The organism is Mycobacterium neglectum (genome assembly GCF_002591975.1).
In the GTDB taxonomy this organism is placed as follows: Bacteria; Actinomycetota; Actinomycetes; order Mycobacteriales; family Mycobacteriaceae; genus Mycobacterium; species Mycobacterium neglectum.
Genome location: NZ_NVQE01000066.1, coordinates 1 through 19,015, shown reverse-complemented (window position 1 = coordinate 19,015; position 19,015 = coordinate 1). Strand labels below are relative to the sequence as shown.

The window sequence follows — 19,015 nt, the reverse complement described above, 5'->3', positions numbered from 1 at the left end:
TGGTTACTCTTCTTCATGGTGGTCCCCTTGCTGTAGGAGTTCTTGGCGGAACGCCCGATACCTACCACACGGCAGGTTTCGAGCGGGGGACCGCCACCTCAACTTCTACGAGACCCGGGACAACCTCTCGATGAAAAGCGAACCGGCACTGTTGAATCGGCACCAATCAGATACGGCGTGGGCGACGAACTCAGGCCCGTTGTCGAAACGCACATAGTGCGGCGCCCCGTTCGTGAGCGCCAGACGGTCCAGAACGTCGACGACACCGTCGGCGTCGATGGAGCGACCCACCTCGATGGCGAGTGCTTCGCGAGTGAACTCGTCGATGACATTGAGCATCTTCAGGGTGCGACCATCGGCAGTGGTGTCGAACTGAAAGTCCATCGCCCAGATCACGTTCGGACGGATCGGGGACATCGCGCCGACCGCGACGCCGACACCGGTCAGCCGCTTCTTACGGCGTCGCTGAGGCACCCGCCGGCCCTCCTCACGCCACAGCCGGCGGATGCGCTTATTGTTGGCCTTATACCCAGCTCGGCGCGCCATCTTCGCCGCCCGGCGCCACCCCCAGCGCGGCCGGTCGGTGGAGAACCGGCGCAGCCACGCACGCAGCTCAGCCTCCTCAGTGGTCACCGGCGCCGGCGTCAAACGCATCGTGGAGCGATGCAGACCGACGACCGAGCAGGCGCGACGCTCAGACACCCCGAACCGCTCACGCAGCGCCACCACGGCGCTGCGCTTGCGGTTCGGGGTTAGAAGTTTCCCGACGAAATCTCCTTGAGCATGTCGATGTCGAGGGCCTGATTGGCGACGAGCTTCTTCAGCCGGGCGTTCTCGGCTTCGAGTTCCTTGAGCCGTTTGGCCTCGTTGGCCTTCATACCGCCGTACTGGGCCACCCAGCGATGCCACGTCGACTCGGTGACCTCCAGGTGCCGGCACACCTCAGCGAGTTCCTGGCCGGTCCCGAGGAGCTTGTTGCCCTCGGCCAGCTTGCGGATAATCTGATCCGGGGTGTGCCGCCGGCGCTTGTTCGATGTCATGTCGTCGTTGATTCTTCCTGCCCAAACACTCGGGCAACAGAGTCCCACAACGACTGGACCACTACAGGGGGCTCACCTCACGACGGCGAGGTCGAGGAGCTATGACAGCTCGTGCAGTTAAGAGACCGAATTGCCGGTCTGTGTCGGTGATGATCACCGAAACGGCCTGTTTCGTTCCTTTTTTCGCGAATATTGACTTACCTCCAACTCTTCCGCTTCGATGTGACACTAAGGCGATTGTGCGCCGTGCGGTGTCGGGTCGATATCTTTGCTATCGACTACCACAACGCTTGGTCATCACGAGCTTTGGCAGAGCGTTTAGCGCAACATCGCCAGATGGCCTAGTGTGGCGAAGTGTCTGAGAAGAAGCCATCATTTTTCCTTCCCTCCCAGCGATTTTGATCTCGCCCTCTATGTCTTCAGAGCGCGAGAAGGTTCCAAGCTTTCAAGGAATGGGATGGATGCCAGAAGTGCTCAACCCACTGGCCTGCACGAACGGAATGAGGTGAGCCCTCTGTAGTGGTCCAGTCGATGTGCGACTCTGTTGCCCGGTGTTCGGGCGAGGAAGAATCGACAACGACATGGCATCGAACAAGCGCCGGCGGCATACGCCGGATCAGATCATCCGCAAGCTGGCCGAGGGCAACAAGCTGCTCGGGGCCGGCCAGGAACTCAATGAGGTGTGCCGACATCTGGAGATCGCCGAGTCGACGTGGCATCGCTGGATTGCCCAGTATGGCGGCATGAAGGCCAACGAGGCCAAACGGCTCAAAGAACTCGAGGCCGAGAACACCCGGCTTAAGAAGCTGGTCGCCAACCAGGCTCTCGACATCGACATGCTCAAGGAGATTTCGGCGGGAAACTTCTGACCCCGAACCGCAAGCGCAGCGCCGTCACGGCGCTGCGCGACCGGTTCGGGGTTTCCGAACGCCGAGCCTGCACAGTCGTTGGCCTGCACCGTTCCACGATGCGCCTGACGCCGCCACCAATCACTACCGAGGAGGCCGAGTTGCGGGCCTGGCTGCGCAGGTTCTCCACTGACCGGCCCCGCTGGGGGTGGCGACGGGCCGCCAAGATGGCCCGCCGAGCGGGCTGGCAGGTCAACAACAAGCGTATCCGCCGGCTGTGGCGCGAGGAGGGCCTACGCGTCCCGCAGCGCCGCAAGAAGAAGCGGTTGACCGGCATTGGTGTCGCCGTGGGCGCGATGTCACCGATCCGTCCGAACGTCATCTGGGCGATGGACTTCCAATTCGACACCACCGCCGATGGCCGCACCCTGAAGATGTTGAACGTGATCGACGAGTTCACCCGCGAAGCCCTCGCGATCCACGTCGATCGCTCCATCGACGCCGACGGCGTCGTCGATGTGTTGGACGGGCTCGTCCGCACCCATGGGGCGCCGCACTACGTGCGCTTAGATAACGGTCCGGAGTTCGTGGCGCACGCCGTGCATGATTGGTGCCGATTCAACGGCGCCGGTTCACTTTTCATCGATCCGGGTTCGCCGTGGCAGAACGCCTGGATCGAATCGTTCAACGGCAGGCTCCGCGATGAACTGCTCAACTCGTGGCGCTTCGACTCGCTGTTGGAAGCCCGCGTGATCATCGAAGACTGGCGGGCCGACTACAACGCCAACAGGCCCCACTCCGCCCATGGCGAACTCACTCCGACCGAGTTCGCTCTACAGTGGACCACGACCCACCAACCCCAAGCCGCATAGCGACTGGACCACCAAACGGGTCCCCCTCAGGAAGGCGCGACGAGAAGCAAAATCGTTGTGATTATTCAGTGCCCCACTGTGTAATACATTCCGCACTCAAGGTATGCAGACCCCTCAGGCCCGATTGGCTCCTCCATCTCCGCTGGCATGGATCTGTGAGCGCAGGCTATTGCACACGCAAGCTGGTATCGGATGTGTTCCCGCCAGAGGCGCGAATCCCCTCCGGACGGCACTCGCACCGGGGTCGGGAGGAATTGTCAATACCTGTGGATCGGGGTGTTTCAGGCGACCTCCGTTCCGGCGTGTTCGTCGCCGTCTGAGGGCGGCGTCGGTGGGGTGATGTCGGTGGGGCGTTCGAGCAGTCTGCCCTTGTGGAACACTGCGCCGGCGCGGACCAGGGCGACCAGGTGCGGGGCGTTGACAGCTCGCCAGCACGCCTGGGCTGCGTCGATGAGCTTGTAGGCCATCGCCAGTCCGGCAGCCCGCGATCCCGGCCCCTTGGTGACCTTGGTCCTCAAACGCACTGTGGCGAAGGTGCTTTCGATCGGATTCGTGGTGCGCAGGTGGATCCAATGTTCGCCCACGACTCGGCCGACTCCCGGTAGCCGTCGGTGATCGCCACGAGCTCCTTGCGGCCGTCGGCACGCACGCCGAGCATGACCAGCAGGCACAGCTTCTCTTGGTCCAGACGGACCTTGAGGTGGATGCCGTCGACCCACAGGTAGACGTAGTCGGTGCCCGAGAGGTCACGGACGGCGAAGGTGCGGGCTTCGTCCTGCCACTGCGTGGTGAGCCGGGTGATCGTGGTGGCCGACAACCCGGCACCGGAGCCGAGGAACTGCTCCAATGCCGGCCCGAAGTCACTGGTCGACAACCCGTGCAGGTACAGCAGCGGGAGCACCTCGCTCATCTGCGGAGACTTGCGCGCCCAGGCCGGCAGGATCGCCGAGGCGAACCGCTTGCGCTCGCCCGTGTCGGGGTCGACCCGGCGGTCGTTGACCCGCGGCGCTTTCACCTCGACCGCGCCGGCGGCGGTGAGCACCTCACGGGCTTGGTGGTAGCCGTTGCGCACCACCAGTCGGCGGCCGTCCTCATCGAGTTGGTCGGCGAACGCGGCCACGTAGGCGGCGACCTCGGCCTGCAACGCCGCGGCCAACATCTGCCGCGCGCCGTCGCGAACGATCTCGTCGAGCAATGAGCGTCCGCCGGTTTCGTCGTTGGCCTCCTGGCCATCGTGAACTACGGTGAGCATGGGCGTACCTTCCCAACCAGCGCGCCAACGCCGGTCTTGATCCAATACCTGATTCCGTGATGATCATCCTCGGGAAGGTGCGCCTATTTTCACGCCCCCACGCCGAGGCTCATCCACAGGTATTGATCATTGCTCCGGGGTGCGATCGCACCAGTCAACGCCACGCGACAACTGTCGAGCTGACGCCGGCAAGCTCACACAGCTCCAGAGCGTCCTTCAACAGCAATATCGGGGTCGGGGCGGTCGCCGGCCAGCACACCATCGAGGTGGACGATGCACGCGGCAGCCAGTGACCCTGCTGCCTGGAGAAAGGACGACTTGCGTCTACAAGAATCATTCTCTGCTGAACAGAGTTTTCATCCACTAGAATGTTTCGAGAGCATGCGGTCGGGTGACGCAGGACCCTGAGTCGGAGGCCAGACCTTCCGCGTTGGTGTTCGACGGAGCGACAGATTCTGTCGGCGAACTGCGGTTACCGCAGCGAGAAAGTGAGTTGTTACCAATGGCGAATGGACCGAAGATGGCAGGATCGTACTTCAGCCGACGCGAGACCGTATGCACCGAACAGTTGAGCGCGGCCGAGCACCTCGCTTCGGAAATTTTCACACCGCACCGTCTCCGCTACTCCCGTCGCGGCCAGCGTTTGAATGCGCGGCTCAGCGCCGCACGAATCGGTGCTGTGACCGTTGGCTATCTTCGGTACGGTGCAGATGTCGAGCTCGTCAATTCGACTGCGCTCGATGATTACCACATCAACGTTCCCCTCACCAGCCACGCCGATTCGTGGTGCGGCCCAGCCACGGCCCAAGCGACGCCCACGCAGGCGGCGGTTTTCCTCCCAGGCCGTCCTGCCGGCATCAAGTGGGCCGCCGATTGTGGTCAGCTGTGCGTGAAGTTCAGCCGCACGGATCTGGAATACGAACTCGAGGGCTTGCTTGGACGACCTGCGGTTAGGCCGCTGAATATCGCGCATAGCATGGACCTGACGGCGGACAGCAGTCGTGCGTGGCGTGCGCTGCTATCGGTCTTATATCGGGAGGTCTCTCGCCCTGAGAGCATCGTGCAACATCCGATGACCGGGCGACATTTCGAACAGTTGCTCATACATGGGTTTCTACTCGCCCAACCTCACTATCAGGCCATGGCGCTCGCCGCCGACCAACACGCAGCGCCGCCGCCCAAAGTACTCAGGACAGCTCTCGACCTAATCGAGGAGCATCCCGAACGGAGTTGGACGACAACCGATCTTGCTCGCGAGGTTGGTATCAGTGTCCGCGCTCTTCAAGAGAGCTTCAAGCGGCACGTCGGGCTTCCTCCGCTCACGTATCTGCGCGAAGTCCGGCTGATCCGTGCGCATGCAGAACTGGCGGCGTCGTCTGAGAGTGCCGTGACTGTTGCCCGCGTAGCGATGAAGTGGGGCTTTGGTCATCTGGGCCGCTTCAGCGCGGAGTACCGGCGCAAGTTCGGCGTCACTCCCCAACACACCTTGCGCGCTACCTGAACATCGCCTTCGAACCGCGTCATTGCTAGGCCAGGAATCGGTCGACGGTCTTGATGATCTGGTAGGCGACCCGCAGCGTCGGTACATCCATGCCCAGTTCTTGAGCGGCGGCGAGATAAGGCGCCAGCATGAAGTCGACCTCGGTCTTACGTCGTCGCAGAACATCCTCGTACATCGAGGGGTGTCCCAGGTTTCCCTTCTCGCGCATTACTCTGCCTTGCCCGATGACAAACTCGATCGCGTCGGCCGTCGGAAGGGCATCGAGTTCCTTCAGGCGGGAGAGAGGCGCAAAGAAGTTCATCGGCTCGTAGCCCTTCGCCCGGTAGACCCCAAGAAGGTCCTTTGCCAGCGCGACGAAGTACATCGCTCCCTCGCGCACCTCCATGCCCTCGAAGACCGAGGCGTCAGGGATTGCGCCCAGCGCCGTGACCGACCACGCGGCCGCCAACGCGATCTGGGCGAGCTTTTCCCACTCGACCTGCTCGATGTTGCCTACCGCCTTTGCAGGAAGGCCGGCGTTGGTGAAGGCAGCCGTCAAGTCGTCGACGCGCGCACTAGATGTCCCGTCAAGTTCGCCGAAGTAAGCGGTCACCTCAGCTGTAAGGTGATTTCTGACGAGCCCCGGTTCGAGCAAGGTGCCGCCCTCGATGGTGGAGGCTCCGATCACCCTGTCGGGCCCAAGCCACCCGGCGAGCGTCGCATCCTTTTCGACGGTGTTCTGCACCGACAACGCGCTGCTCACGCAATCACGCAACCCGTCGGCCTCCGCCAGGGCCTGCGCGGTATCTTTGCCCTTCACCGCCAACACCAGGTAATCGAAATGCCCCGTGGCTTTGGCTGTCTGGTCGACCGCCGTCAAGTTATCAGTAATCACCAGGTCGCCCCGACGGCCCGTGATTCGGAGACCGTAGCGCGTGATGGCCTCGGCGTGCGCCGGCCTGCCGACCAGGGTGACATCGACGCCAATGTTCGCCAAATATCCGCCCAAGACAGATCCGAGCCCACCAGCGCCCAGGATCAGGACGCGCATCAAATGGCCTCGGCGGCCGTCAGTTTCTCCTGCAGGACTTCCCGCTCCGGAGCAGACAGCCGGGCCTTGACGGGCGGTCGCACCGGGCCGGCACGCAGCCCCAACAGTTCGAACCACGCCTTCAGATAGGGCATGGCCGCGACGTAGGAACCCGTTGCCGCGATGCGGCCGATGAGCACCTCTTCGTACACCTGGCGAATTGCGTCCACCTTCGCCGACACAGGTAGCGCCCCCGCGAGTTCACCAGCAAACGCAAGGTCGGTGTATTGGTGCAGTTCCTGCCGCCGTTTCCCGTAGAGGATCAGGGAGAGCTCCCCGTAAAGCACCCGACCCCCGAAGAGCGCAGCATCATGAGCCCAATAGCGCTCATTCGGCTCGCTGATCACAAGATGGTCCCCGAAGCGGTGGCGTAAGGCGATGCTGTCGGTCCAACTCAAAGTGCCATTCTTGATCCCAACGACGTTGGCGTGCTCGGCGATCCGAGCGACGGCGTCGTGGCTATACACGAAACCGGATACCGGCGTCCGGTAGAGCACAAGCGCCAGCCCGGTGGCGGGCGCCACGAAGTCGAAGTAGTCGACCACGTCGTCGTCGGTCTTGAGCTGCACCGATGGGTTCATGATCTCGGCGCCGGTGAAGCCCAGGGACTCCACGAACCGCATTTTTTCGATCGCCTGGTACGCCGAATGGTCCAGAATGATCGTGAACAAGGGCAGGCGGCCGGCGGTGGCACCGGCGACTACCTCGTGGTAACGCTGCCATTCGGCCAGCGTCATGTTCCATCCCTCGGCGAAAAACCCGCCGACAACGAGGCCGGTGCACCCCATCTCCACAAACGCGTCGATATTCTGCCGCAGACCCTCTTCGTCCAGCTCGAACTCGTCGGTAAGGGGCGTGACAGGACACATATAGAAGCCTCGAAGGTTCTCGGCGGCCCACGCCCTGGCGTCGGATCCCAGCGGTGTCGTGGTGGTCATGTTCTTTGCAATTCCTTCAGCGATAGTTTGGCTGTTGAGGGTTTGAGGTTGGGCGGAACCGCCTCCCTCGCTGAATATCCGAAGCTGCGGAGTGCGCCAGCTTCCTGCAAATCATTGGCGGGGAGACTCGTTGGCGTCTATCCAGTAAGCGCTGCGCGGACTCCGGTTCGCGCCTAACGTGTGGCACTTCGACCTAGGTTGCGGCCGCCGCCAAAGCTTGCCCGTTCGAGAGATTCTGTCCCACAGAGCGACGGCTACGACGGCGCCTGACGGGTCATAGCAGTCGCCCAATGCCGCGCGCGGCGACCTGCAGGGCGCCGAGAAGCCGCTGACGATCGCGCTTCAGCGTCGGTACCACCACGGCGATCGCGGCGACTACGGCGTCGTCGGTCTGGCGGATGACCGGCACCGCCAGCGAACATGCACCCAGCGACATCTCCTCGCTCGTGGTGGCCACTCCTTCACGATGGATGCGCTGCATCTGCGAAGACAGCACGGTCGGCGACACGATGGTGTACGGCGTGATGCGAGTCAAGGTGGCGAACACTCGGTCTTTAACGTCCTCCGGCGCGTGGGCCAGCAGCACCTTGCCAACGCCGGTGCAGTGCATCGGCAGCCTGCTGCCGACGGCGCTGACAATCGGGACAGATGTCCGGCCCATCATCCGTTCCAGGTACAGCACCTCGTCGCCATCGCGCACGGCCAGGTGCACGGTGGCAAGGGTCGCCGCGTATACGTCATACAAGAACGGTTCAGCCACCTGGCGCAATTGGCCTTCCACCGGCGCCAGCAATCCCGCGTTCCAGACCAGCCTGCCCACCACGTACTGACCGTCGGCGCGGCGCTGCAATGCCGAGCCGGCGACCAACTCGGCCGCAAGGCGGTGTGTGGTGGCAATCGGCAGTCCGGCCCGGCGGGCCAACTCGGACAGCGTCAGGCTGTTATGCCGCTCGTCGAAGGCGCCGAGAATGTTCAGCAAACGCGAGGTGACAGTGGTTCCCGGCGTCGAAGTGTTCCCTGCCAATTGTGGATGGCCTTTCCGCTCAGTGGAATTCTACCGTTCGCCAGTCTCAACGTCGTCGGTACCGTAGGCGCCGTGACAACGTTGATCGACAGCAATCCCGACGGCGCCGTAGCGAGCCAGTCGGAGATCAGCGCGGAGATCGGTGCGATCGAGTCCGCCTACCAGCGTGCAGGGGTCGAGGAGACGCAGCCGCGCCTGAGTTATCCGCCTTACCGGAGCAGCCTGCTACGGCATCCGACAAAGGACCTTCACCACGCCGACCCGGAAGGGGTCGAGCTATGGACGCCGTGCTTCTCCGAACGCGACGTTCACCCGCTGGAGGCCGACCTCACCGTCCAGCACTCGGGTGAACCCATCGGTGAACGACTGGTGGTGACCGGCAGGGTCGTCGACGGCGCAGGGCGGCCGGTGCGGCGCCAGCTCGTCGAGATTTGGCAGGCCAACGCCGGCGGACGTTACATCCACAAGGGGGATCAGCACCCGTCCCCAATCGACCCCAACTTCACCGGCGCCGGCCGCTGTTTGACCGACGAGGACGGCATCTACCGGTTCACCACGATCAAGCCGGGGCCGTATCCGTGGAAGAACCACCGCAACGCGTGGCGGCCCGCACACATCCACTTCTCGCTCTTCGGCACGGAATTCACGCAGCGAATGGTCACCCAGATGTACTTCCCGGGTGACCCGCTCCTCTGCCTTGATCCGATCTTCCAGGCGATCCCGGATCAGAAGGCGCGCAGCCGGCTGGTGGCCAGCTACGATCACGAACTCAGCACCCACGAATGGGCTACCGGCTACCGATGGGACGTCGTCCTGACCGGGTCGGCGCGCACCCCAATCGAGAACCTCGGCCGCGGAGCCCACCGCTGATGTCCACGCTGCTGCCGGCCACCCCTGGCCAAACCGTCGGACCGTTCTTCGGCTATGCACTGCCCTTCGACAGGTGTAACGAGTTGGTGCCGCCCGGTTCGCCGAACGCTGTTCAGTTGCACGGCGTCGTCGCAGACGCCGACGGCCGAGGGTTACCCGACGCGCTGCTGGAGATCTGGCAGGCCGACGCCGACGGCACCATCCCGAACGCCAGCGGCTCCCTGCACCGAGACGGCTGGACCTTCACCGGGTGGGGTCGTGCCACTACCGATGAAGCGGGGCGGTACACCTTTACCACCGTCATCCCCGGTGTCACCGAACCCGTTGTGGCGCCGTTCATCTCGATCACCGTGTTCGCCAGGGGACTGCTGAACCGGTTGTTCACCCGCGCCTACATTCCCGGCAAGCAGTTGGAGAACGATTCGCTGCTGAACACGCTTACGCCCGAGCGTCGTGACACGCTCATCGCCACCCGCGACCAAACCGGTCTACGCTTCGACATCCAACTGCAGGACACCCCGGACAAGCCCGAGACGGTCTTTCTGCGTTACCCGGGCCACCAACGATGATCGATCTGTTCTGGCCGGGCGACGATCTCGCGGGCGACCTGATGAGCGACGGCGCATTCCTGTCCGCGATGGTCGCGGTGGAACAAGCCTGGCTGGATGGACTCGTCGACGCGGGCATCGCGCCCCGGCAGGCGCGCGCGGACCTGACCATCCTGCTCGCCGACGGTGACGCCGCGACGATCGCCCGGCGCGCTGGCGCGGACGGCAATCCCGTCTCCGCCCTGGTGCTGATGTTGCGGGAACGCTCGGCGGAACCAACGGCCCGCTGGCTGCACCGCGGGCTGACCAGTCAGGACGTCGTCGACACCGCACTGATGCTCTGCACGCGTGACGTCTTGATCCGCATCGGCGACGAGTTCGCCATCCAGGTACGGGCGCTGACCGAACTGGCCGAAACTCACCGTGACACATCGGCACTCGCCCGCACGCTGACCCAGGCCGCACTGCCGAGCACCCTCGGCGCCAAGTTCGCCCGCTGGCTGACCGGTGTACTCGACGCCGCCGAGCCCATAGCGGGGCTGATGGCGTCGTTGCCGGCGCAGGTCGGTGGCGCGGTGGGATCGCTCGCAGCCGCAACCGAATTGGCCGGATCCGTCGAGGGGGCCATCGCTCTCAGTGACGGCTTGGCCGCCACGCTGCGGTTGGCGCCCACCCCGCCCTGGCATACCACCCGGTGGCAGGTCACCCGGATCGGCGACGCGCTGGTGAGCTGCTGCGACGCCTGGGGCCACATCGCCACCGACGTCACGACGGGCTGTAGGCCCGAGATCGGCGAGCTGGCTGAGGGGCATGGTGGCGGCTCGTCGACGCTGCCGCACAAGAACAACCCGGTCCGCTCGGTGCTGATCCGCCGCGCCGCGCTCACCGCCGGACCCCTTGGCAGCATCCTGCACACCGCCGCAGGCGCGACCGTCGACGAACGCTCCGACGGCGCCTGGCACACAGAATGGGCAACCCTGCGGACGCTGGCCCGCCACACCGTCGTCGCCGCCGCGCACACATCCGACCTCCTGTCCGGCCTCCGTGTCGACCCGCCGCGCGCCGCGGCCAATCTGGCCGCCGCCGAAAGCCTGCTTTCCGAACAGCGCTCGATGACCGAGCTGACAGGTCGTGCAGCGCTACCCGGCTACACCGGCGCCGCGGATCGGCTGATCGACTCGACACTCGGCCGGGCTTGCCGCTTCGTCAAGGACGCGCCATGAGCAATCCGCCTCTCACCGCCATCCACCTCGGCGGACCCGACGACGGGCCGCTGCTTTTGCTGGGCCCCTCGCTGGGGACAACGACGGCCACCCTGTGGACAGGCGTGGCGCAACGACTGGTCGATCATGTGCGCGTAGTCGGATGGGACCTTCCCGGTCACGGCCGCGGCCGTCGGGCCCACCCGTTCACCATCGCCGACCTCGCGGCAGCGGTGCTGGTGATCGCGGACGACCTTAACGTGGAGACATTCCACTACGCCGGTGATTCGGTGGGTGGTTGCGTCGGTCTGCAGCTGCTGCTCGATGCTCCGCAACGGGTCAGCTCGGCGACCCTGCTGTGCACCGGCGCCGCCATCGGCACCCCGGACGGCTGGCTCGCACGTGCCGCTACCGTCCGCGCCGGCGGTGTCGACACGATGCTGACCGGCGCAGCCGAGCGCTGGTTCGCGCCGGGCTTTGTCGACCGCGAGCCGGGGACCGCCTCGGCGCTGCTGGATGCCCTGAGTCACACCGATGCGGAGTCCTATGCGCAGGTATGCGAAGCGTTAGCAGTGTTTGATGTAACCGATAGGTTGTCCGAGATCGTCACTCCGGTCCTGGCCGTTGCGGGTAGCGCTGACAGCCCCACGCCGCCGGAATCGTTGCGGCGCATCGCCTCCGACGTAAAAGACGGGGACGTGGTGGTGCTCGAAGGCGTCGGACACCTGGCCCCCGCCGAAGCGCCGGAGCGCGTGGCCGGCCTCATCGCAGAGATCGTCGGTGTTCCGCAGCCCCCGAGCAAGACCCTCGAAGACGTGCACCGTGCAGGAATGGCGGTACGGCGGGAGGTGCTGGGCCATGCGCACGTCGACCGGGCAGTGGCCGGTACCACCGACCTGACCGCCGACTTCCAGCACATGATTACGCAGTATGCCTGGGGCAGCATCTGGACCCGCCCGGGTCTCGACTTCCGCAGCCGCTCGATGATCACGCTGACGGCGCTAGTCGCCCGCGGCCACCACGAGGAACTGGCGATGCACCTGCGGGCGGCCCGCCGGAACGGTCTGAGCAACGACGAGATCAAAGAGCTGCTCTTGCAAACCGCGATCTACTGCGGAGTTCCCGACGCCAACTCCGCCTTCCGCATAGCCGCCGAGGTCTTGCCGGAGTTTGACGAGCACCCAGGTGCGCCGTCATGAGTCGCACCGTTGTCTGCGACCGTGCCGAGGATGCCGTCGCTGGAATCGAAGACGGTGCAACGGTTCTCGTCGGGGGGTTCGGCATGGCGGGCATGCCCACCACGCTCATCGATGCGCTGATTCGACAGGGTGCCGCCGACCTCACCATCGTCAGCAACAACGCAGGCAACGGCGACACCGGCCTGGCCGCGCTGCTGGCGGCGGGCAGGGTCACCAAGGTCATCTGCTCCTTCCCCCGACAGGCCGACTCGTACGTGTTCGACGCGCTCTACCGGGCGGGCAAGGTCAACCTCGAGGTGGTCCCTCAGGGCAACCTGGCCGAACGGATCAGGGCGGCGGGGGCCGGCATCGGCGCATTCTTCTGCCCGACGGGGGTTGGCACGCCACTGGTCGAGGGCAAGGAGATCCGCACCATCGACGGCCGCGACTACGTGCTGGAGTACCCGATCTTCGGAGATGTGGCGCTCATCGGGGCGCACGTAGCGGACCAGGCCGGAAACCTGTTGTACCGCAAGACCGCGCGAAACTTCGGCCCGGTGATGGCGACCGCGGCATTGCTTACTGTCGTCGAGGTCTCCCGCGTCGTCGACACCGGGCAGATCGACCCCGAGACGGTCGTCACGCCCGGCATCTACGTCGACCGCGTCCTCGACCTGTCCGCAATTCCAGAGACGTCCACGGAGGCAGCCTCGTGACGAGAACAGTCGACGCATCGACCCGCGCCTGTGTCGAGCACCTCGACCGGGGCCCGCTGGACCGTCGGGAGATCGCCGCGATGATCGCCCACGACATCCCCGCGGGTTCGTACGTGAACCTCGGCATCGGGCAGCCCACTATGGTCGCTGACTTCCTGGACCCCGCCGCGGGGGTCGTGTTGCACACCGAGAACGGGATGCTCGGGATGGGTGGGGAGGCGATCGGCGACGCAATCGATCCGGATCTGACGAACGCCGGCAAGATCCCGGTTACCGAAACCCCTGGGGCATCCTACTTCCACCACGCCGACTCCTTCGCCATGATGCGCGGCGGTCATCTCGATGTCTGTGTTCTCGGCGCGTTTCAGGTCAGCGAGCGCGGGGATCTCGCCAACTGGCACACCGGGGCGCCTGACGCCATACCCGCCGTCGGCGGCGCGATGGATCTTGCTATCGGCGCGAAGAGCGTGTTGGTCATGATGACGCTGTTCGCGAAGGACGGAACCGCTAAATTGGTTCCTTCGTGCAGCTATCCACTGACCGGACTTGGATGCGTCAATCGGGTGTACACCGACTATGCCGTGTTTGACATCGACAACACCGGTGGCGGTCAGCTGCAGGTCTTGCAAACGTTCGGCCTCAGCATTGCCGCGCTCGAGAAGCGGATGCGCATAGCACTCTCGTGTGAGGGGCGTGTCGGTGATCGTCGCCGATGCTGACCTTGGCGCTGCACTGTCGGCGTCGCTGGCGGCCCCAATGATCATCGCCGGACAGATGTTCATGGCATGCAGGCGAATACTCGTGTACGTCTCCAAGTTTCATGACGCAACGGCAAGTTCCAGGACCAAGGTCAGCATGATCGTGGTGGGAAATCCCAACGATGCCCTTACCCAGGTTGGACCGCTGATTTCCCTGCCGCAGCTCGACAAGGTGTGCCGATACTCGACATCGCCAGCACCGACGGAATGGTACTCAGCGGAGAAACCCGAGCGAACCCGATGGATCGAGCCGAGGACTGGTGACGGGTGCGTTCCCTGCAATGACTTCTACACACCTCTGCGGTCATCGCAGCGACTCCTGTCGGCTCGGCGAATTATCAATGATGACCAAGAATTAGATCGCTGTCGGACCGTTGTCCCACCAACGGTCATTTTTCATAGGACGCCCACAGCTCTGCTGACTCAGAAGGAATACCCGGAGGAGCCCGATCGATGACCCTATCCCGTGACGAGTTAGACGAATTCTCCAAGAGTATGGCGCGAGCAGGAGGCCGCGACAGCCAGCACGTGGGGGAGGAGGAGCACCTCGTCGTTAGCTCCGCCGAGGCGCACTGGATACAGACCGGAAGCCCATCTCAAATTGGGCTGCTCCTACGAATACCCGCCCGCTCCATTGAGTTTTTCCTGCAGAAGATCCCCGCGGGCGAGGGCAGTGACCTTCATCGACACGTACATGAGTCGGTTCACTTCGTGCAACATGGCTCGGGTTGGTCGGAGATCGGCGATCAACGCGTGCGGTGGAGCGCGGGCAGCTTCGTGTATACGCCTCCGTGGATCTGGCATCGTCACTATGCCGACGACGGGCGCGACGTGGAGATGATCGTCATCGAGAACTCCCGCCTACTGGCTGCGGTGGACGCCAGCCAGAGGGAGAGCATGGGCAACATTAGCTTCGCCGACGCCTTCGGCGTCGCCGAAACTTGCGCCCCTGAGCACTAACCGGCTACGCACTGTCGCCGAGCCTCGTCGTCTATAAAGCACGTGATTTCACACGTCCTGCGTGGCTCTACGCGGAGAAGCCCTTGCCAGCGGTGTACCCGACGACCTGATTAAAAGCGTTAGAGCGTCCGTTCCGCGAGCAGCTGAGCCGGGACTCCGCCCGGTGTTGTTGCAAGCGGCGCCAACAACGACGGCATGGGCATTTCGGCGTTGACCAGTGTGATGGCGCACGCCGGAAACGGCAATGTCGTCGCCGTAAGCCATCGTCAGAGGCCGCAGTAGTTGACTCCGACTGGGCAGCACAGGCATGTGGCTAAGCCGCGGTGCACAAGAAAAGGGGCTGGCACTCAGACCTCCTATGGTCTCGCGAGCGGCGCCGAAATCGCCATCGACCTGTGGGGGTTCCTGGTCTTCCTTGAGGATCACCGCATGGACAACCCGGCGCGCCACTCGAGCGCTACTTCGAGGGCCTGGCTGAGCTTGGCGATATGACCGACGAGGAGCGTCGGGAATGGGTCGTCAACAAACGACAAACTTCTTCATCGAATAGCATTCGGCGCCAAGCACTTTGCTAGATACGGCGCTGTACGGCTGCGTTTTGAACGTGCCACCTTCTCCGGCGGGCCTGCCGCGACGACTCGACCGCCGTTGTCGCCCGCGCCTGGTCCGAGGTCGATCACCCAGTCCGCACCTGCGACCATCCGCATGTCGTGTTCGGCCACGACCACGGTATTGCCCGCGTCGACGAGGCGGTGCAGTTGACGATCGAGCAGATCGACATCGGCGGGGTGCAGACCGGTCGTCGGCTCGTCGAGGACGTAGAGGGTGTGTCCCCGCCGGGGCCGCTGCAGTTCGGAGGCGAGCTTGATCCGCTGGGCCTCGCCACCCGACAGCTCGGTCGCGGGCTGTCCGAGTCGTAGGTATCCCAGCCCGACCTCGCGCAGTGTGGTTAGGCTGCGCGCCGCGTTGACGACGTCGGCGAGAAACTCCGATGCCTCATCGACTGTCATCGCGAGCACGTCGGCGATCGTACGGTCGCGGTAGCGGACTTCGAGTGTCTCTTCGGAGTAGCGCGCACCTTGACACTCCGGGCATGTGGCGTATGTGCCGGGCAGGAACAATAATTCGACGGAAACAAACCCCTCTCCCTGACAGGTGGGACAGCGGCCTTCGGCCACGTTGAACGAAAACCTGCCTGCGGTCCAACCGCGGCGACGCGCCTTCGGGGTCGCGGCGAATTCCCGGCGCACAGTGTCGAACAAGCCGGTGTAGGTCGCCAGCGTCGAACGCGGCGTGCGTCCGATCGGACGCTGGTCGACCGATACCAGCCGGTTGATTTCCTCGGCCCCCTCGGCCGTCACACCGACACTCGCATCGTGATCGAGATCGACGATTCCGCTGTCGGCTTCATCCTCATCGGAGTCGGCCGGCTCGACCGCGCGTCCGGTGCCAAGCTGGCTGTTGACGACGTCACCGAGGACCTTGACGACGAGCGTCGACTTGCCTGAACCGGACACACCGGTGACGGCGGTGTACACACTCAGTGGCAGGTCCACATCGAGGTTCTTCAGATTGTGGAAGCAGATTCCGCGCAGCCGCAACCGCGCAGAGTGTGTGCGGGGTTGACGAGATGCCGGTCCCGAGCCGTCGAAAAGGTACCGGCGCGTGACCGAGCCCTCGACGTCCGCGAGACCCGGCACCGGCCCGCTGTAGAGGACGTCCCCGCCGAGCTCTCCCGCGCCGGGCCCGACATCGACGATCCAATCGGCACGGCGTACCACGTCCATGTCGTGCTCGACCACAAACAACGAATTGCCCGCCCGCCGGAGGCGATCCAGCACGTCGAGTAGCGGCTCGGCATCGGCGGGGTGCAGTCCAGCCGACGGCTCGTCGAGCACATAGAGCACGCCCAAAAGGCCGGCACGCAGTTGGGTGGCCAGCCGCAACCGCTGCAATTCGCCGGGTGACACCGTCGGAGTGCGGCGACTGAGCGTGAGATAGCCGAGCCCGAGATCGATGAGTATCTGCAGGCGCGCGACGAGGTCTGCGGCGATCATGGTCGCCACCTCAGTCAGCTCACCGGATTTCGTTGACTCGAAGGCGGCAGCGGCATCGATGCGGCTAGCCGTCGGGCGCAGCGTGTCCGCGAGATCGGCCAGCGGCATCGCCGCATAGTCGGCGATATTACGTCGAGCGAATGTCACCTTCAGGGCCTCCGGCCGCAGCCCGGAACCGTCGCAGCGCGGGCATTCGACGCTGTCGACGAACTGCAGCACGCGGCGGCGCATCATCGCGCTGTGCGAGTTGGCCAACGTGTGGCGGACGTGGCGCTCGGCGCTGGAGAATGTGCCGTTGTAGTAGTAATCGGCCTGAACGGGGTGCTGGCCCGGGTCAATCTCGACAGTCGGCTGGTCCTCGGTGAACAGAATCCAATTGCGTTGCCGCTTAGGAAGTTTCCGCCAGGGCCTGTCGATGTCGTAGCCGAGCGTGACGAGTATGTCGCGAAGATTCTGGCCCTGCCACGCCCCCGGCCATGCGGCGACGGCGCCTTCACGGATGGTCAGCGATGGGTCTGGTACCAGAGTCTCTTCGGTCACCCGGTGGATCCGCCCGAGGCCATGGCACTCGGAGCAAGCACCGACTGCGGTGTTTGGAGAGAACGCGTCGGAGTCCAGTCGTTCTGTGGCTCCGCAGGGGTACGTTCCGGCGCGGGAGAAAAGCATCCTCAGCAAGTTCGACAGGGTGGTGACGGTGCCCACCGTCGACCGCGAGGTCGCCGAACCCCGGCGCTGCTGCAACGCGACGGCGGGCGGCAGCCCGGTGATGTCATCCACTTTCGGCGCGCCGGTGGGCAACAACAGCCGTCGGGCGTACGGAGCGACCGACTCGAAGTAGCGGCGCTGCGCCTCGGCATAGATGGTCCCGAAGGCGAGTGACGACTTGCCGGATCCGGAGATCCCGGTGAACGCAACCAGCGCGTCACGCGGGGCTGCGACGTCGACACCCCGTAAGTTATGCACTCGCGTCCCGTAAACGCGCACACAGGGGTCGATGTCGTCAGTGCTCGGGTAGGACTTTTCTGTCATCGTGGGCAAATGAGTACCCATCCTGCCGCCCGGCAAGCATGGGTTTGCTGTCCGGACACGGCCAAGGGTTGCTCAATCATTCCCGTGTTCAGCTCCACGCGGACGCACAACCGGTATCGGTTTGTCTTCAGCCCAGCGACGTCGACCGGACGACTCGTTCACCAGTAGAGATGCGAACCCGTAATCCGTTGCGCTAGGCTGCTGTCCGATCAGTGAGGAGCTTTGGGTGCGGGCTTATGCAGCGCCCGACACCCAGGCTTTGCGGGGCTGGCAGCGTCGGGCAATTGGTGCGGTATCTGACCGCTGCGCCGCGTGATTTCTTGGCGGTCGCGACGCCAGGATCGGGCAAGACGGCGTTTGCCCTGCGGGTTGCCGGAGAGCTGCTGTCCGAGGGCATCGTCGACCGGATCACCGTCGTCGTGCCCACCGAACATCTCAAAATCCAGTGGGCCCTTGCGGCCAGCGGCGTCGGCATCGCGCTCGATCCGAAGTTCTCCAATTCGTCTGCACAGACATCTTCGGAGTACCACGGCGTCGTCGTCACCCACGCACAGGTGGCGAGCCACCTCACCCGACACCGGGTGCGCACCGAGAACTACCGAACGCTTGTCGTGTTCGACGAGATCCACCACGGCGGCGACGCGAAGAGTTGGGGCGACGCCATCCGCGAGGCCTTCAACGACGCCACCCGCCGGCTCGCGCTCACCGGTACCCCGTTCCGCAGCGACGAGAGCCCGATCCCGTTCGTCACTTATGAGCCCGACGGCGAAGTCTGATGCACTCGCAGGCCGACCACACCTACGGTCATGCCGAGGCGCTGGCCGACGGCGTTGTGCGGCCGGCGGTTTTCCGGGCTTACTCGGGTGAGGCCCGGTGGCGCGACAGCGCCGGCGAAGGACATGCGGCGCGCTTGGGCGAGCCCCTCAACGCCGAGCAGACCGCCCGCGGTGGCACACGGCGCTGAACGGGACGGACTGGTAAACCGATGGCCCGTTTCGATGACGCCATCGCCACGATCCGTGGGGGCTAGACGGTATGGGGGCGACTTGAGGCCGAAGGCCTCGGGCTGCAATTGGACGTGGGTTGCCGGTGACGAGTGAACACTCGCACCGGTAGAGCCACAGTTGCAGATCAGGAGGCCTCCGGTGAGTTT

The 19,015-nt window shown here is 64.5% G+C and carries 14 protein-coding genes and 3 pseudogenes; 11 read left to right on the top strand and 6 right to left on the bottom strand.

All coding sequences use genetic code 11. From position 1 onward, the window contains the following. Window positions 1-126: 126 nt before the first annotated feature. Window positions 127-1,040: pseudogene (locus tag CSQ99_RS28880) on the bottom strand (IS3 family transposase); the annotation flags it as partial. Window positions 1,041-1,621: 581 nt separating this feature from the next. Between CSQ99_RS28880 and CSQ99_RS28870 the strand changes: the two are divergent. Continuing rightward, a protein-coding gene (locus tag CSQ99_RS28870; protein ID WP_099042411.1) for an IS3 family transposase occupies window positions 1,622-2,760 on the top strand; the annotation gives its coding sequence in 2 pieces (ribosomal slippage) (window positions 1,622-1,892 and window positions 1,892-2,760; 1,140 coding nt in all). Window positions 2,761-3,041: 281 nt separating this feature from the next. On the opposite strand, the pseudogene CSQ99_RS28865 reads toward CSQ99_RS28870, so the two are convergent. After that, window positions 3,042-4,012 (bottom strand): annotated as a pseudogene (locus tag CSQ99_RS28865) (transposase). Between the two features lie 520 nt (window positions 4,013-4,532). Between CSQ99_RS28865 and CSQ99_RS28855 the strand changes: the two are divergent. Next, a complete protein-coding gene (locus tag CSQ99_RS28855) occupies window positions 4,533-5,513 on the top strand; it encodes an AraC family transcriptional regulator (RefSeq protein ID WP_245909142.1) in 981 nt (326 codons plus the stop codon). Between the two features lie 25 nt (window positions 5,514-5,538). Here CSQ99_RS28855 and CSQ99_RS28850 read toward each other — a convergent pair whose 3' ends face one another. The 3 genes from CSQ99_RS28850 to CSQ99_RS28840 form a co-directional block, all read right to left on the bottom strand. Next, a complete protein-coding gene (locus CSQ99_RS28850; protein ID WP_011559097.1) occupies window positions 5,539-6,543 on the bottom strand; it encodes a ketopantoate reductase family protein in 1,005 nt (334 codons plus the stop codon). After that, complete coding sequence (locus CSQ99_RS28845; RefSeq protein ID WP_011559098.1) at window positions 6,543-7,520, bottom strand: dihydrodipicolinate synthase family protein; 978 nt, start codon at window positions 7,518-7,520, stop codon at window positions 6,543-6,545. The genes CSQ99_RS28850 and CSQ99_RS28845 overlap by 1 nt, the downstream gene beginning before the upstream one ends. A 274-nt stretch (window positions 7,521-7,794) precedes the next feature. Next, on the bottom strand, window positions 7,795-8,544 hold the full coding sequence (locus CSQ99_RS28840; RefSeq protein ID WP_041309542.1) for an IclR family transcriptional regulator: 750 nt from the start codon (window positions 8,542-8,544) through the stop codon (window positions 7,795-7,797). A 72-nt stretch (window positions 8,545-8,616) separates the two neighbouring features. Here CSQ99_RS28840 and pcaH point away from each other — a divergent pair, with 72 nt between their 5' ends. From pcaH to CSQ99_RS28800, 8 genes are read left to right on the top strand one after another with little or no spacing between them, the layout of a single operon-like run. Next, on the top strand, window positions 8,617-9,414 hold the full coding sequence (gene pcaH, locus CSQ99_RS28835) for a protocatechuate 3,4-dioxygenase subunit beta (RefSeq protein ID WP_041800463.1): 798 nt from the start codon (window positions 8,617-8,619) through the stop codon (window positions 9,412-9,414). Then, the gene (gene pcaG / locus CSQ99_RS28830) at window positions 9,414-9,983 is read left to right on the top strand and encodes a protocatechuate 3,4-dioxygenase subunit alpha (RefSeq protein ID WP_011891526.1); all 570 of its coding nucleotides are present in this window, start codon (window positions 9,414-9,416) and stop codon (window positions 9,981-9,983) included. The genes pcaH and pcaG overlap by 1 nt, the downstream gene beginning before the upstream one ends. Beyond that, window positions 9,980-11,185 carry a lyase family protein gene (locus CSQ99_RS28825; RefSeq protein WP_011559102.1) on the top strand — a complete coding sequence of 402 codons (1,206 nt, stop codon included), beginning with the start codon at window positions 9,980-9,982 and terminating at the stop codon, window positions 11,183-11,185. The genes pcaG and CSQ99_RS28825 overlap by 4 nt, the downstream gene beginning before the upstream one ends. After that, on the top strand, window positions 11,182-12,363 hold the full coding sequence (gene pcaDC, locus CSQ99_RS28820) for a bifunctional 3-oxoadipate enol-lactonase/4-carboxymuconolactone decarboxylase PcaDC (protein ID WP_011891525.1): 1,182 nt from the start codon (window positions 11,182-11,184) through the stop codon (window positions 12,361-12,363). The genes CSQ99_RS28825 and pcaDC overlap by 4 nt, the downstream gene beginning before the upstream one ends. Then, window positions 12,360-13,058, top strand: a complete 699-nt coding sequence (locus CSQ99_RS28815) for a 3-oxoacid CoA-transferase subunit A (RefSeq protein WP_099042409.1) — start codon at window positions 12,360-12,362, stop codon at window positions 13,056-13,058. Before pcaDC ends, CSQ99_RS28815 begins: the two co-directional genes overlap by 4 nt. Beyond that, entirely contained in the window at window positions 13,055-13,777 is a 723-nt protein-coding gene (locus CSQ99_RS28810) for a 3-oxoacid CoA-transferase subunit B (protein WP_099042408.1), read from the top strand. Before CSQ99_RS28815 ends, CSQ99_RS28810 begins: the two co-directional genes overlap by 4 nt. A 37-nt stretch (window positions 13,778-13,814) precedes the next feature. Beyond that, on the top strand, window positions 13,815-14,273 hold the full coding sequence (locus CSQ99_RS28805; protein WP_245909143.1) for an aldehyde dehydrogenase family protein: 459 nt from the start codon (window positions 13,815-13,817) through the stop codon (window positions 14,271-14,273). Next, the gene (locus tag CSQ99_RS28800; protein WP_099042407.1) at window positions 14,270-14,776 is read left to right on the top strand and encodes a cupin domain-containing protein; all 507 of its coding nucleotides are present in this window, start codon (window positions 14,270-14,272) and stop codon (window positions 14,774-14,776) included. The genes CSQ99_RS28805 and CSQ99_RS28800 overlap by 4 nt, the downstream gene beginning before the upstream one ends. Before the next feature lie 539 nt (window positions 14,777-15,315). On the opposite strand, the gene CSQ99_RS28790 is transcribed toward CSQ99_RS28800, so the two are convergent. Continuing rightward, the gene (locus CSQ99_RS28790; protein ID WP_099042405.1) at window positions 15,316-17,862 is read right to left on the bottom strand and encodes an excinuclease ABC subunit UvrA; all 2,547 of its coding nucleotides are present in this window, start codon (window positions 17,860-17,862) and stop codon (window positions 15,316-15,318) included. 226 nt (window positions 17,863-18,088) lie between these two features. Here CSQ99_RS28790 and CSQ99_RS28785 point away from each other — a divergent pair. Next, window positions 18,089-18,828: pseudogene (locus tag CSQ99_RS28785) on the top strand (DEAD/DEAH box helicase); the annotation flags it as partial. Between the last annotated feature and the right edge of the window lie 187 nt (window positions 18,829-19,015).

Coding starts and splice junctions, on each gene's coding strand:
- CSQ99_RS28845 (WP_011559098.1), bottom strand. CDS start 7,520: ATGACCACCACGACACCGCTGGGATCCGACGCCAGGGCGTGGGCCGCC.
- CSQ99_RS28805 (WP_245909143.1), top strand. CDS start 13,815: ATGATCATCGCCGGACAGATGTTCATGGCATGCAGGCGAATACTCGTG.
- CSQ99_RS28825 (WP_011559102.1), top strand. CDS start 9,980: ATGATCGATCTGTTCTGGCCGGGCGACGATCTCGCGGGCGACCTGATG.
- CSQ99_RS28800 (WP_099042407.1), top strand. CDS start 14,270: ATGACCCTATCCCGTGACGAGTTAGACGAATTCTCCAAGAGTATGGCG.
- pcaDC (WP_011891525.1), top strand. CDS start 11,182: ATGAGCAATCCGCCTCTCACCGCCATCCACCTCGGCGGACCCGACGAC.
- CSQ99_RS28815 (WP_099042409.1), top strand. CDS start 12,360: ATGAGTCGCACCGTTGTCTGCGACCGTGCCGAGGATGCCGTCGCTGGA.
- CSQ99_RS28850 (WP_011559097.1), bottom strand. CDS start 6,543: ATGCGCGTCCTGATCCTGGGCGCTGGTGGGCTCGGATCTGTCTTGGGC.
- pcaG (WP_011891526.1), top strand. CDS start 9,414: ATGTCCACGCTGCTGCCGGCCACCCCTGGCCAAACCGTCGGACCGTTC.
- CSQ99_RS28790 (WP_099042405.1), bottom strand. CDS start 17,862: ATGACAGAAAAGTCCTACCCGAGCACTGACGACATCGACCCCTGTGTG.
- CSQ99_RS28855 (WP_245909142.1), top strand. CDS start 4,533: ATGGCAGGATCGTACTTCAGCCGACGCGAGACCGTATGCACCGAACAG.